Below are 12,543 nucleotides of genomic sequence, written 5' to 3'. Positions count from 1 at the left end.
ATCCTAGGGGTGGGTCGCGGACAGGCTCAGCCCCGGACGAGGAACCCGAGCACGACCAGGCCGACCAGGAGGAAGAAGCTGCCTCCGAGGCCCAGGAGGAGTCCGCCCCAGCCGGAGCGGCAGCCCCCGGCGAGCACGAAGGTCGACCCGTCGGCCGGATCGACCAGGACGTCGACGTCGAAGGGGAAGCGGCGCAGCGTGCCGCCCGAGGACCCCAGCTCGCTGAGCGTCCGGTGGGTGCGGCCCAGGGAGTCGGTGCGCTCCATCACCCAGTGCTGGACCTCCTTGCCCGAGCGCCCACGCCAGTCGTAGCCGACCACGGTCGCCCTGGCGCGTGACCAGGTGCGCGAGCGGCGCACGTGGCGAGCGACCGAGGACAGGCCGGACCACGCGAGGAGCCCACCGAGCAGGGTGAAGCCCACCCCGAGGAACCAGGGGACCAGGGCGGTGACGTCAGCCGAAGAGGATCGCCGCCTCGTCCCACTGCTCCCGCGGGACCGTCTTGAGGTGGCTCGTCGCCTCGCTCAGGGGGACGTTGGCGATGTCGATCCCCTGGAGCGCCACCATCGTGCCCCACAGCTTGTTGCTCACGGCGTCCACCGCCGCGGTGCCGAAGCGGGTCGCGAGCACCCGGTCGTAGGAGCTCGGCACGCCGCCCCGCTGCAGGTGACCGAGCGTGGTGTTGCGGGTCTCGATCCCGGTGCGCTCCTCGACGATCCGCGTGACCTGCTCGCCGATGCCGCCGAGCACCGGTCGTCCGAAGCCGTCGACCTGCTCGCTCTCGACCCGGCCCTGGCCGGCGAAGGTGAAGCCCTCGGCCACCACGACGGTCGGGGCGCGTCCGCGGTCGTGCGCGTGCTGCACCCAGTCGCACAGCTGCTCGGGGGTGACGGGGACCTCGGGGATGAGGATGGCGTGCGCCCCGGAGGCCAGGCCGGCGTGGAGCGCGATCCAGCCCACGTGACGTCCCATGACCTCGACGACCATGCAGCGGCTGTGGGCCTCGCCCGTGGTGCGGAGCCGGTCGATCGACTCGGTCGCCACGGACACCGCGGTGTCGAAGCCGAAGGTGCGGTCGGTGGCCGACAGGTCGTTGTCGATCGTCTTGGGGACGCCGACGACGTTGATGCCGTCGTCGTGGAACATCCGGGCCACGGTCAGCGTGCCCTCACCCCCGATGGCGACGAGCGCGTCGATCTGGTGCTTGTCCATGACCGCCTTGACCCGCCCGGTCCCGCCGTTCGCGATCGGGCTGACCCGGGACGTGCCGAGGATCGTGCCGCCGACCTTGGACAGCCCGCGGACCCGCTGGCGCGGCAGGGGGACGATGTCATCCTCGACCAGCCCCCGGAAGCCGTCCTTGACCCCGACGAACTCGTGGTCGTAAATCCGGTCGCCCTTGAGGACGACGCCCCGGATGACGGCGTTGAGGCCGGGGCAGTCGCCCCCGGCGGTGAGGAGGCCGATCTTCATACGATCCATCCTTGGGCTGCGGTGCGGGACAGCTGCGGTGCGGGACATGGGAACGCCGGCCCCTCGGGCCGGCGTCGTCGCCCTGACAGGGTATGCCGTCGGCCCCGGCCCGCGCGAACGCGTCGCCGGGGGACTCCCCGGCGAGGGGGGCCGGTGCTGTGCCATCCTGTCCGCCATGTCGACAGCAGCGGTCCCCTCGCGTCCAGGCCTCGGCGTCCTCGCCGACCGTGTCCTCCCCCGCAGCAGCACCCTCGTGGACGTCGGGCTCGTCGTCGCCGGTGCCGCCGTCGTGGGCCTGCTCGCGCAGGCCGAGTGGCGCATCGGGCCGGTGCCGATCACCGGTCAGACGCTCGGCGTGATGCTCGTAGGTGGCGCCCTGGGCATGCGCCGCGGCGCCGCGGCCCTCACGACGTACCTGGTCGCCGGTCTGCTGGGGGCACCCGTCTTCGCCGGCGGGGCGGGCGGTCCCGCCTACGTCCTGGCACCGTCCTTCGGCTTCGTCATCGGCTTCATCGGGGCCGCGGCGATCGCCGGCTGGGCGGCCGAGCGCGCCTGGGACCGCCACGTGGTGCTCGCGATGGGCGGCTTCCTCCTGGCCACCGCGGCGCCCTTCGTCGTCGGTGTGCCCTGGATGGCCACGGTCCTCGGGATGACCGACCCGGCCGTCATCCTCGCCGCCGGCGTCACGCCCTTCCTCGTGCCCGGGCTGATCAAGGCGGCCGTCGCGGCTGCGGTCTTCCCGCTCGCCTGGCGCCTCGTCGGCCGGTTGGACTCCCGGCGCCGCTGAGGCAGGATCAGCCGGCGTCCTCGGCCTCCTCGAGCTCCTGCCGCGCGGTGTCGCGTCGCGCCCGGGCGGCGGAGAGCGCGGCTTCCGCCGCGCTCAGGGCCTCGGCCGTCGCGGAGCGGGCCTCCGAGGCCTCCCGGAGCTGCTGCTCAGCAGCCTCCAGCACCTGCCGCGCCGCCTCGACGGCCTGCTCCGCCTCCGTCATCCGCGACCCCGCCGCCCCGTCCTCGGCCGCCGCCGCCCGACGACGGTCCCGGGCCTCGGCGACCTCCGACTCAGCCCGCTCGACCTCCTCCCGCAGGTCGGCGAGTGCGTCCTCCGGCTCGGCGTCGTCCTCCGGCGCCTCGTCCGGCTCGTCGCTCTCCGGCGCAGCGTCCGGTTCGGGCTCGTCGTCGTCGCCCTCGCCCTCGTCCTTGTTCCCCTGCCCGTCCTCGCCCTCGTCCTCGTCCTCGCCGCGCCCTCCCTCGATCCGGGTCAGCACCACCCCCGTGCTCGTACGGGCCACCGCGTCGGCCACGTCGACCTCGCCGAAACCGCTGTAGGACAGGGCCCGGGTCAGCGTCCCGCTGAGCACGACCTCCGTGGCCGCCTCGTCGGCCAGCGCCGCCACGGCCGTGTCGCGCACCTCCGCCTCCACCGCCGCGGTGAGGGAGCCGCCGGGGGCGTGCTGCCGGGCCGCGGCGACCCAGTCGGTGAGCAGTGCGTCGCGCTCGCCGCGCAGGGCCGCCAGGCCGGCGCCGTCCAGCGCCGACTGGGCGTGCCGCAGCCGGGAGCCCACCTCCCGCAGCCGTGGCAGGACAGGGTCCTCGGAGCGGGCCAGGGCGTTGACGGCGGCGGCGGAGACCGACGGCTTGCGCAGCGCCCCGACGGCCCGGGCGGCCTCCCGGTGGCCCTCGCCCCGCAGCCGCCTGACCCACGCGGTGCGGGTGGTGACGAACTCCCCGGGAGGCACGGCATACACCTGCCACGCGGCCTCGTGAAGCAGCCGGGTGGCGTCGTCCTCCATGGGCGGACAGGGTACGCGCGCTCGGCCGGGAGGGCGGGACGGCCGCTCGATAGGGTGAGGACGTGACCGCGCCTGACCTCGTCGTGCCGCTCCGCGCGCTCGGCACGGACGTGGACGTCCACGTGGGCGGGCACCTGCCCGAGATGTTCGCCCAGGCGGTTCGGGACCGCTGGCACCTGTGCCTGCGGGAGGACGACCCCGCCGAGGAGGCCCTCGCCGGGGACGGTGGCCCGCCAAGGGTGGTCCGGGCGGTCCTCGAGGACCCGGACGCCCCGCCGGCCTCCGGCGGGGCGGGGGCCCGCGGCGGGCAGGAGATCCGTGACCAGGACCCGCGGCGCCTGCTGCAGCGGCTCACCCAGTCCGTCACCCACGAGGTCATCTCGGCCCGCACCGGTAAGCTGCTCATGCTGCACGCCGCGGCGATCGCCCACCCCGGGACCGGGGCGACCGCGGTTTTCGTGGCTCCGGGCAACACGGGCAAGACCACCCTGTGCCGCACCCTCGGGCCGTCCCGCAGCTACGTCACGGACGAGACCGTGGGGGTACGACCCGACGGCACGGTCGTGCCCTACCTCAAGCCGTTGTCGGTCCGCCGGCCGGACTGGGTGGGGGTCAAGGACGAGACGGCGCCGGGCGTGGCCGGGCTCGCCGGCCCCAGGGTGGTGCCGTGGCTCGCGGGGATCGTGCTGCTCCGGCGCGACCCCGGTGCGTCCACGCCGGTCGTCGAGGAGCTGTCCTTGCTGGACGCGGTGATGGCGCTCACGCCGGAGTCGTCGGGCTTCATGCGGACCGAGCGGCCGTTGCGGTGGCTGGCCCGGGTGCTGGACCGCACGGGCGGGGCGCGCCGGGTCACCTACGCCGAGGTGGCGGACCTGGAGCCGCTCGCCGAGGAGCTCTGCGGGCGGACCTCGCCGTGGTGACCGGCGAGGGTATGCCGCTCCCCTCCCGCGTCCGGACCGTCCCGGCCCACGACGAGCTGCACCACCAGGAGGAGTCGCTCGTCCTCCTGGACGGCCAGGTGCGGCGGGTCTCGGCCGTGGGCACGGCCATCCGTACGCAGGCCGGGCACGGCGCGTCGGTCGAGGAGCTGGCGGCGGTCCTGGAGCAGCTCTTCGGGATCCCGGAGGGCGGGGACGCGGTGACCCTCACGCGGGACGCCGTCCGGACCCTGCTCGCCGAGGGCCTGCTGGAGCCGGTTCCCGACTGAGCCTCCCGGCTGAGCATCGTGACCGTTCCGCCCCTCCTGGCGGTAGGGCCCCGCATGGATGCGCTGCTCTTGTGTCACATCGATCGTCAGGGCGATGAATGTGACACAAGAGTCACGCACAGGGATACTCCCGGGACACGCCGGGGCGGTGGTGGCTGGGCCGGTGCTGACCGGCTACGGTGCACAAGCGTCGGGAGTTACATATGTGTCGTTTGTGACTGGTGTGACTGGCGGCCGACGGACCGACCGTAGACCCAGGGAACGACTCTGCGTCCTCCCGAAAGGAAACAGACATGCGCCGCAACCACACCCTGCGTGCCCTCGCGGCCGGGGCCGGTGCTGCCGCGGTCCTGATGGCCGCCGCCAGCCCCGCCCTCGCCCTCGAGCACCCGCCCTTCAGCGACTCCTGGCACGAAGGGCTCATCGCCGAGGGCTACACCAACGTCAGCTGCACCCCCAGCGAGCTCCAGGGCACCAGACCGCCGTCTACTTCGACGAGGGCTCCTGGAGCGGTTACCTCGAGGGGGACAACGACTGGCTCCTGGTCGTCCTCAAGGTCGCGAACGACGAGGAGGGCTTCGAGTGGAGGGGCTACGGCGAGGAGAACGTCTACGAGGCCGAGCGTGACGGCAACATCACCCACGTGATGCTCTGCCAGGGGGGTGACGGCGGCACCGAGCCGACGGAGGAGCCCACCGAGGAGCCCACGGAGGAGCCCACCGAGGAGCCCACCGAGGAGCCCACCGAGGAGCCGACGGACGGGCCCACGGGGACCGAGGAGCCGACCGGTCCCCCCGTGGAGACCGACGGACGCAGCACCTCCGGCCCGAACATGGCCCTCCTGGGTGGTGCGGCCCTCGTGCTCGCCGGCGCCGGAGCGACCGGTTTCGCGATGCGCCGCCGCGAGGGCGGCGCCCACTGACCTGACCGACCCGCCGGGCCCGCCCGGCGGCATACCGCAGACAGGTTGACCCGATGACCCGAGGTCCCCGCCTCCTCGTCCCGACCGGACTGCTCGTCGCGACGCTCGGCGTGAGCACGCTGACGGTGCAGGCCGTCGGGGCGTTGGAGGGGACCTCGGGTCGACCGGTCACCGCCGACGGTCTCGACGCACCCAGCTGGGTCAGCGTCGAGGCCGCCGGTCTGGACCGGGAGCCGATCAGCCCGGAGGGCCTGACGCCGCAGGGCACGATCGACCCCGAGCCCGGCGACGCCATCTGGCACGTGGGGTCCGGGCGGGTGGTCCCCGGCCAGGTCGGCACGGCCGTGATCGCCGGCCCTGTGGTCTACGACGACGAGCCCGACGTCTTCTACGACCTGCCTGAGGTCACCGAGGGTGATCTCGTCACCGTCGGCTACGGCAACGGTGAGACGCGGGAGTTCGTCATCACCCAGACCCAGCAGATGTCCAAGGAGGGCCTGCAGCGCGCGCCGGCCGTGTGGGGCAACCAGAAGGACGTGGCCCGAATCGCGCTCATCACCTGCGACGACTCCCTCGGCTTCCGGTCCGACGGGCACAGCCGGGCCAACTTCGTCGCGATCGCCGAGGAGCGCACGGGGTAGGAGGCGGGCCGCCGGGCGTACGCTGGGCGCCGATGTCCACCACCCTCACCCCCCGGGCCCGCGCCCTCGCCTTCGCCGCGCTCGTCCTGGGTGGGGTGGGGATCGGCGTCACCGAGTTCGTCACGATGGGCCTGCTGCCCCAGATCGCGGACGGGCTCGGCGTCTCCGTGCCCCGGGCCGCCGACACCATCTCCGCCTACGCGCTCGGCGTCGTCGTGGGCTCCCCGCTGGTCGCGCTGGGCGCGGCCCGGGCCCCGAAGCGGACCGTCCTCGTGGTGCTCATGGTGGTCTTCGCCCTGGGCAACGCCGCCGCCGCGCTCGCCCCCGACCACCCGAGCCTGGTCCTGGCGCGCTTCGTGTCCGGACTGCCGCACGGCGGGTTCTTCGGGCTGGCGGCCCTCATCGCGGTGGCCCTGGCCCCGCCCGGCCAGGGCGGGCGCGCCGTGGGCACCGTCATGCTCGGTATCCCGCTCGCCATGGTCGCGGGTGTGCCGCTGGGCACCTGGGCGGGGCAGGTGCTGGGCTGGCGGGTCGCCTACTGGGCGGTCGCCGCGATCGGGGTGCTGACCGCCGTCCTGGTCCTGCGCTGGGTGCCGTGGCGTCCGGGGGACCGCGCGCACTCGTGGCGGACCGAGGTCGGGGCCTTCGCCAACCTGCAGTTCTGGCTCACCATGCTCGTCGGTGCGGTGGGCTTCGGCGGGATGTTCGCGATGTACTCCTACATCGCCCCCACCCTCACCGAGGTCACCGGGCTCGACCAGGCATGGGTGCCGGTCTACCTGCTGGTCTACGGGCTCGTCTCCATCGTCGGCACCTGGCTGGGCGGGCGGCTGGGGGACTGGTCGGTGCTGCGCACCCTGGTGATCATGGGGCTCGGCTCCGCGGCGGCCCTGCTCGCCTTCGTCTGGGCGTCCCTGGAGCCGGTGCCGGCCGTGCTCGCCGTGGCGGTCGTGGGCCTGTGCAGCTCCGCCTGGGTGGTGGCGCTGCAGCTGCGCCTCATGGCGGTCGCGGGGGCGGCCCGCACGCTTGGGGCCGCGATGAACCACTCCGCCCTCAACCTCGCCAACGCCCTGGGGGCCTGGGTGGGGGGCCTGGTCATCACCGCGGGGTACGGCTACCGCGCGCCCGCCCTGGTCGGTGCGGGCCTCTCCCTGGGCGGACTCCTCGTCCTCGGGGTCTCGCTGCTCGTGCGGCACCGTGGCCGGGGCACCCCGGCGCGAGCGGTATGACGCCTCAGGCCCGGCGGCGGCGGGCGGCGCGGAGCGCGACGACGACGAGCCCGATCCCGGCCAGGAGGAGCAGCAGCCACACCGGGTTGCCCTGCAGCGCCGCGAAGAACGCGCCCCAGAAGGCGAAGCCGACCGTGCTGTAGATGACCGCCCACGCGATCGAGCCCGGGACCTGGGCGAGCGTGTAGGTGAGCACCGGCATCCGGACCATCCCGGCCGCGGCCATCACCATCGACTGGAACCCCACCGTGAGGTACGCGAACGGCACCAGCGGCCAGCCCCAGCGGGCCAGGGACCGCCGACCCTGGGCGACGCCGTCGCTGTGCAGCCAGCGGTGGACCCGTCGGCGCCACCCGGGGCCGGGCTCCCCGGTCGCCATGACCCGGTCGGTGACCACCCGGGCCAGCCAGTAGATCGCCTGTCCACGGGCCATCGCCCCGACGAAGAGGAAGAGGAACAGGCCCAGGGCGATGTCTCCCGGGCCCCAGGACGGTGCGGCGCTCACGATCCGCCCAGTCTACGTCCGGCCCGACCGGGCCCCGCGTGCCCGCCCGCCGGGGAGGCACCGCATACCCTGGCCGCATGACCGACTCGTCCACGACCCTGCTCATCCTGGGTGCCTCCGGTGACCTCACCCGGCGGCTGCTGCTGCCCGGCCTCGGCACCCTGCTGCGCGAGGAGCCCGGGCGCCGGGTCCGCGTGGTCGGGGCGGACCGCAACGAGCTGGCCCCGGACGCCTGGCGGCAGCGCGTGTGCGACGCCCTCGGCGAGGCCGACCTGGACCGGGAGCGCGTCGAGCGGCTGGTGTCGGACACCAGCTACGTCCGGGCGGACGCGCTGGACCGGGAGCAGATGCGCGAGCTGCTCGGGACCTGCGGCGAGCGGCTGGTCATCTACTTCGCCCTCCCGCCGGCGGTGACGGTGCAGGTGTGCGCCCTGCTGGAGGACATCGGGGTGCCCCGCGGCACGCGGCTGGCGCTGGAGAAGCCCTTCGGCAGCGACCTGGCGACGGCCCAGGAGCTCAACGCCCAGCTGCTGCGGGTGGTGCCCGAGACCGACATCTTCCGGATCGACCACTTCCTGGGGGTCAACACGATCCTCAACATCGTCGGCATCCGCTTCGCCAACCGGGTCCTGCAGCCCATCTGGTCCCACGAGCACATCGAGCGCGTCGAGATCACCTACGACGAGACCCTGGCACTGGAGGGACGGGCGGGCTACTACGACAAGGCCGCGCTGCTGCTGGACATGATCCAGTCCCACCTGCTGGAGATCCTGGCGTTCTTCGCCATGGAGGCCCCGGCGACGATGGACGCGGAGGAGGTGCGCTCGCTCAAGGCCCAGGCGCTGCGGGCCACGCAGCCGTGGCAGCGGGACCCGGTCATCGCCTCCCGCCGCGCCCGCTACACCGGTGGCCGGATCGGGGAGCGCGACGTGCCCGACTACGTGGCGGAGGAAGGGGTGGACCCCGAGCGCGAGACCGAGACCCTGGCCCAGCTCACGGTGCAGCTGGAGAACGCCCGGTGGGCCGGTGTCCCCTTCGTCCTGCGGTCCGGCAAGGCGATCGGGAAGGACAACAAGCAGGTGGAGGTCTTCTTCCGGGAGCCGCCGCACATCCCGGACGGCTTCCGCCCGCCCTCCGGCCCGGACCGCCTCATCCTGCAGATCAAGCCAGGCGCCGTCGCGCTGGACCTGTCGATGAACGCCGAGGGGGACCCCTTCGAGCTGGAGCAGAAGGAGCTGGTCGCGACCCTCGGCCAGCCGCGGATGCTGCCCTACGGCGAGGTGCTGGGCGCCATCCTCGACGGTGACCCACTCATGACCATCCGCGGTGACGAGGCGGAGGAGCTGTGGCGCATCGTGGAGCCGGTGCTCGCGGCGTGGCGCCAGGGCAAGGTGCCGATGGACGAGTATGCCGCGGGCTCCGCAGGCCCCGCCGGCTGGTGACCCTCAGCCGGCGCGGCCCCGGCTCAGCCGGGCCGTGCCGCGCTCGACCAGCTCGTAGAGGACGGGGACGAGCAGCAGCGTCAGCAGGGTGGAGGACAGCAGCCCGCCGATGACGACGATCGCCAGCGGCTGGGAGATGAAGGCGCTGCCCCCCGTGAGCGCGACCGCCATCGGCAGCAGGGCCAGGATGGTGGCCGCCGCGGTCATGACGATCGGGCGGAGCCGGTGGCGGGCCCCCTCGTAGAGCGCCTCGGACCGGGGGAGCCCCCGGGCGCGGTACTGGTTCACCAGGTCGATGAGGACGATCGCGTTGGTGACGACGACCCCGATGAGCATGAGGAAACCGATGAGGGCGGTGACGTCCAGAGCCTTCCCGGTCAGCAGCAGCGCCGCGATGGACCCGGTGGCCGCGAACGGCACGGAGACCAGCAGGATGAGCGGCTGGACCAGCGAGTTGAAGGTCGCGACCATGACCAGGTAGACGACGGGCCACCGCGGCCAGCAGCGCCAGCCCCAGCGCGGAGAACGCCTCCTGCTGGTCGGCGCTCACCCCTCCGATGTCGACCTGCACCCCCTCGGGCAGCTCCAGCGCGTCGACCCGCTCGCGGAGGTCGTTCGTGACGGCGGTGAGGTCGTCACCGGTGGAGCGGCCGGTGACGGTGGCGGCCCGGAGCCCGTCGATACGGGTGGTGCTCACCGCCTCCTCGGTCCGCTCCAGCTGGGCCACGTCGCCGAGGCGCACCGGCTCCCCCTCGGCGTCCACCGCGACCTGGAGGTCCTCCAGCGCGGTGACGTCAGGGGCGTCCCGGTGGTGCACGACGACGTCGATCAGGCGGTTGTCGAACTCGACCCGCCCGACGGTGGCCCCGGTGGTCGCGGCCTGCACCACCTGACCCAGCTGGGCCTCCGCGAGCCCCACCTCGGCCGCAGCGGCCCGGTCCACGTCCACCCGCAGCGCCGGCACGGTGTCGCTGAGGGAGTCGGTGACGTCGGCCGCCCCGGCGTCGCGCATCAGCTGGTTGACCTGCTGGGTGGTGGCGCGCAGGTCCTCGGCGTCCTGCGCCTGCACCCGGATCTCCAGGCCGCTGCCGGTGGGCCCGCCCGCCTGCCCGGCGGTCGCGGTGAAGCTGCTCCCCTCGGGCAGCTCGGGCTCGATGGCGGCGGTCAGCTCGTCGCCGAACTCCCGGCCGCTGACGTCCGGCGCCAGGGTGAGGGCGAAGGTCGCCCGGCTCGCCGACGCACCCGTGAAGACGGCCTCGATCCCGCCGGAGCTGCCCACCGTCGCCTGGTAGGCCTCGACCTCGTCCCGTCCGGACAGCCAGTCCTCCACGACCCGGGCCTGCTCGTCGGTGTCCTGCAGGGTGGTGCCGGTGGGCAGGCTCAGGGTCGCCTGGAGCGTGTTCTCGCCGGAGTCGCCGATGAAGTCGGTGCGCATCTGGGTGGCGGCCCAGCCGGTGCCCGCCAGCAGGGCGCCGGCCAGCGCCAGCGTGACCCACGGGTGGGCCAGGCTCCAGCGCAGGGAGGGAAGGTAGGCGCGCTGCAGGCGGTCCGGGCGGGTGCGGATGTCGGCCAGGTCGCTGTCGGGCTCGGACGCCGCCAGCTGCTCGCCCTCCGGGGCGACGGGGGCGACCTCCTCCCGCAGGTGCTTCCCGCGCCGCGCCGAGGAGCCCAGGAACCAGTAGCCCAGGACGGGGATGATGGTCAGGGCCACCAGCAGCGAGGCCAGCATCGCCAGGCTGACCGTCACCGCGAAGGGCTTGAACAGCTCGCCGACGGGTCCGCTCACGAAGCCCAGGGGGAGGAAGACGGCCACCGTGCAGATGGTCGCGGAGGTGATGGCGCCGGCGACCTCGCCGGTGGCCGTGACCACGGCGGTGCGCCGGTCGTCACCCAGGGCGATGTGGCGCTTGATGTTCTCGATGACCACGATCGAGTCGTCGACGACGCGCCCGACGGCGATCGTCAGGGCGCCCAGGGTGAGGATGTTGAGCGAGTAGCCCGCGACCGACAGCCCCACCAGCGCGAGCAGCAGCGACAGCGGGATGGACAGGGCGGTGACCAGGGTGAGCCGGACCGAGAGCAGGAAGACCAGCACGACGAGCACGGCGAAGCCCAGGCCGAGCAGACCCTCGGTCGCCAGGTCCTCGATCGACTTCTCGATGAAGGGGGCGCCGTCGAAGATCGTCACCAGCGAGCCGCTGCTCAGCGACGACTCCAGCTCGGGGGTGGCGTCGGCGAGCGCCTGGGAGATGTCCACCGCGTTGCCGTCCGGCGTCTTGACGATCTGGATGCCGACGCTCGGCTCCCCGTTGGTGCGGGTGTAAGCCGTGGCCTCCCGCTCCTCCAGCGTCACCGTCGCCAGGTCGCCCAGGGTGGGGATGTCCGGGACCTCCACGGTCGGCACCTCGCCCCCGGGCGCGGCGGGCAGCTCGGCCCCCGGGGGCAGCTGGGCCGCCGCCTCCTCCGCGTCGGCCTGCGCCTGCGCCGTGGCCTGCTCGGCCTGCGCGTTGGCGGCCTGCGCCTGCTGGCGGGCCAGCACGGTGCCCTGGGTCAGCATCGGCAGCGCCTCGACCTGCTCCACCGAGGTGAGGCGGGAGCCGACCTGCACCGGCAGCTCGGCGGCCCCGTCGAGCCCCTCGACCACCCCGCCGGGCAGGATCACGCCGTTGGCCCGCAGGACCTGGCCGACCTCGGCGGCGCCCACCCCGGCCTCCTGGGCGGCGTTCTCGTCGAGGTCGACCGTCACCACCCGGTCGGCGACGCCGGTCAGGGTGGCGGACCGCACGCCGGGCAGGTCCTCGATCTCCGGCAGCACGAAGCGCTCCAGCCGGTCGACGAGGTCCGCACCGTCCGCACCGCCGCTGGCCGCGAGCTGGATGATGGGGAAGTCGTCGAGGTTGCCGGCGAAGATCTGGGGGTTGGCCGACTCCGGCAGGTCCGGCAGCGCGAGGACGGCCCGCTGCAGGTCGGTCTGGGCCGAGCCCAGGTCGGTGCCGTAGTCGAGCTCGACGAGGACGGAGGAGAAGCTGTCGGCGCTGGTCGACTGCACCTCGACGACGTTGTTCAGGCCCTGCGCCGCGGTCTCGACCGGACGGGTGACCTGCTCCTCCACGACCGAGGAGCTCGCGCCCGGTGAGGCCGTCGCGACCACGAGGACGGGGAACTGCAGGGAGGGGAAGAGCTCGCGCGGGAGTGACCCGGCGGCCCACAGCCCGGCCACCATGCTGAACAGCGTGGCGAGGGCGACGAGGGCGCGGTTGCGGACGCTGAACAGCGTGAGGCGGGACACGGGATCAGGGTATGTCGCAGCAGGTCCGACCCCCGCATCCGGCGG

12 protein-coding genes and 1 pseudogene are annotated in these 12,543 nt (G+C 73.8%); 7 read left to right on the top strand and 6 right to left on the bottom strand.

From position 1 onward, the window contains the following. Nucleotides 1-26: 26 nt before the first annotated feature. Both E3Z34_RS16495 and E3Z34_RS16490 read right to left on the bottom strand, forming a co-directional pair. The gene (locus E3Z34_RS16495; protein ID WP_134774485.1) at nt 27-422 is read right to left on the bottom strand and encodes a DUF3592 domain-containing protein; all 396 of its coding nucleotides are present in this window, start codon (nt 420-422) and stop codon (nt 27-29) included. Between the two features lie 31 nt (nt 423-453). Continuing rightward, nucleotides 454-1,473 carry a 6-phosphofructokinase gene (locus E3Z34_RS16490; RefSeq protein WP_134774484.1) on the bottom strand — a complete coding sequence of 340 codons (1,020 nt, stop codon included), beginning with the start codon at nt 1,471-1,473 and terminating at the stop codon, nt 454-456. A 175-nt stretch (nt 1,474-1,648) separates the two neighbouring features. Between E3Z34_RS16490 and E3Z34_RS16485 the strand changes: the two genes are divergently transcribed. After that, complete coding sequence (locus E3Z34_RS16485) at nt 1,649-2,260, top strand: biotin transporter BioY (RefSeq protein ID WP_134774483.1); 612 nt, start codon at nt 1,649-1,651, stop codon at nt 2,258-2,260. 7 nt (nt 2,261-2,267) lie between these two features. On the opposite strand, the gene E3Z34_RS16480 is transcribed toward E3Z34_RS16485, so the two are convergent. Then, the gene (locus E3Z34_RS16480; RefSeq protein ID WP_134774482.1) at nt 2,268-3,263 is read right to left on the bottom strand and encodes a hypothetical protein; all 996 of its coding nucleotides are present in this window, start codon (nt 3,261-3,263) and stop codon (nt 2,268-2,270) included. 62 nt (nt 3,264-3,325) lie between these two features. Here E3Z34_RS16480 and E3Z34_RS16475 point away from each other — a divergent pair, with 62 nt between their 5' ends. The 5 genes from E3Z34_RS16475 (at nt 3,326) to E3Z34_RS16455 (ending at nt 7,262) form a co-directional block, all read left to right on the top strand. Next, a complete protein-coding gene (locus E3Z34_RS16475; RefSeq protein WP_134774481.1) occupies nt 3,326-4,183 on the top strand; it encodes a hypothetical protein in 858 nt (285 codons plus the stop codon). Then, entirely contained in the window at nt 4,177-4,470 is a 294-nt protein-coding gene (locus E3Z34_RS16470) for a hypothetical protein (RefSeq protein WP_134774480.1), read from the top strand. The genes E3Z34_RS16475 and E3Z34_RS16470 overlap by 7 nt, the downstream gene beginning before the upstream one ends. A 643-nt stretch (nt 4,471-5,113) precedes the next feature. Next, nucleotides 5,114-5,392 (top strand): PT domain-containing protein, encoded by a 279-nt coding sequence (locus E3Z34_RS16465; protein WP_134774479.1) that lies wholly within the window; start codon nt 5,114-5,116, stop codon nt 5,390-5,392. A gap of 53 nt (nt 5,393-5,445) precedes the next feature. After that, nucleotides 5,446-6,033, top strand: coding sequence for a class F sortase (locus E3Z34_RS16460; RefSeq protein ID WP_134774478.1), 588 nt, complete (start codon nt 5,446-5,448; stop codon nt 6,031-6,033). A gap of 32 nt (nt 6,034-6,065) precedes the next feature. After that, on the top strand, nt 6,066-7,262 hold the full coding sequence (locus E3Z34_RS16455) for an MFS transporter (protein ID WP_134774477.1): 1,197 nt from the start codon (nt 6,066-6,068) through the stop codon (nt 7,260-7,262). Between the two features lie 4 nt (nt 7,263-7,266). Here E3Z34_RS16455 and E3Z34_RS16450 read toward each other — a convergent pair whose 3' ends face one another. Next, nucleotides 7,267-7,767: a DedA family protein gene (locus E3Z34_RS16450; protein WP_134774476.1), complete on the bottom strand. Its 501-nt coding sequence runs from the start codon at nt 7,765-7,767 to the stop codon at nt 7,267-7,269. Between the two features lie 77 nt (nt 7,768-7,844). Between E3Z34_RS16450 and E3Z34_RS16445 the strand changes: the two genes are divergently transcribed. Further along, nucleotides 7,845-9,209, top strand: coding sequence for a glucose-6-phosphate dehydrogenase (locus tag E3Z34_RS16445; RefSeq protein WP_134774475.1), 1,365 nt, complete (start codon nt 7,845-7,847; stop codon nt 9,207-9,209). Between the two features lie 3 nt (nt 9,210-9,212). Here the strand turns inward: E3Z34_RS16445 and E3Z34_RS19605 are convergent, their stop codons facing one another. Further along, on the bottom strand, nt 9,213-9,680 hold the full coding sequence (locus E3Z34_RS19605; protein ID WP_170213095.1) for an efflux RND transporter permease subunit: 468 nt from the start codon (nt 9,678-9,680) through the stop codon (nt 9,213-9,215). Between the two features lie 82 nt (nt 9,681-9,762). After that, a pseudogene (locus tag E3Z34_RS19270) lies at nt 9,763-12,432 on the bottom strand (efflux RND transporter permease subunit); the annotation flags it as partial. Nucleotides 12,433-12,543: the final 111 nt, after the last annotated feature.

The sequence above is a fragment of the Ornithinimicrobium flavum genome (genome assembly GCF_004526345.1).
Lineage (GTDB): Bacteria > Actinomycetota > Actinomycetes > Actinomycetales > Dermatophilaceae > Ornithinicoccus > Ornithinicoccus flavus.
Note: the sequence above shows the minus strand (reverse complement) of the source record. Positions and strands in the feature narration are given on the sequence as shown.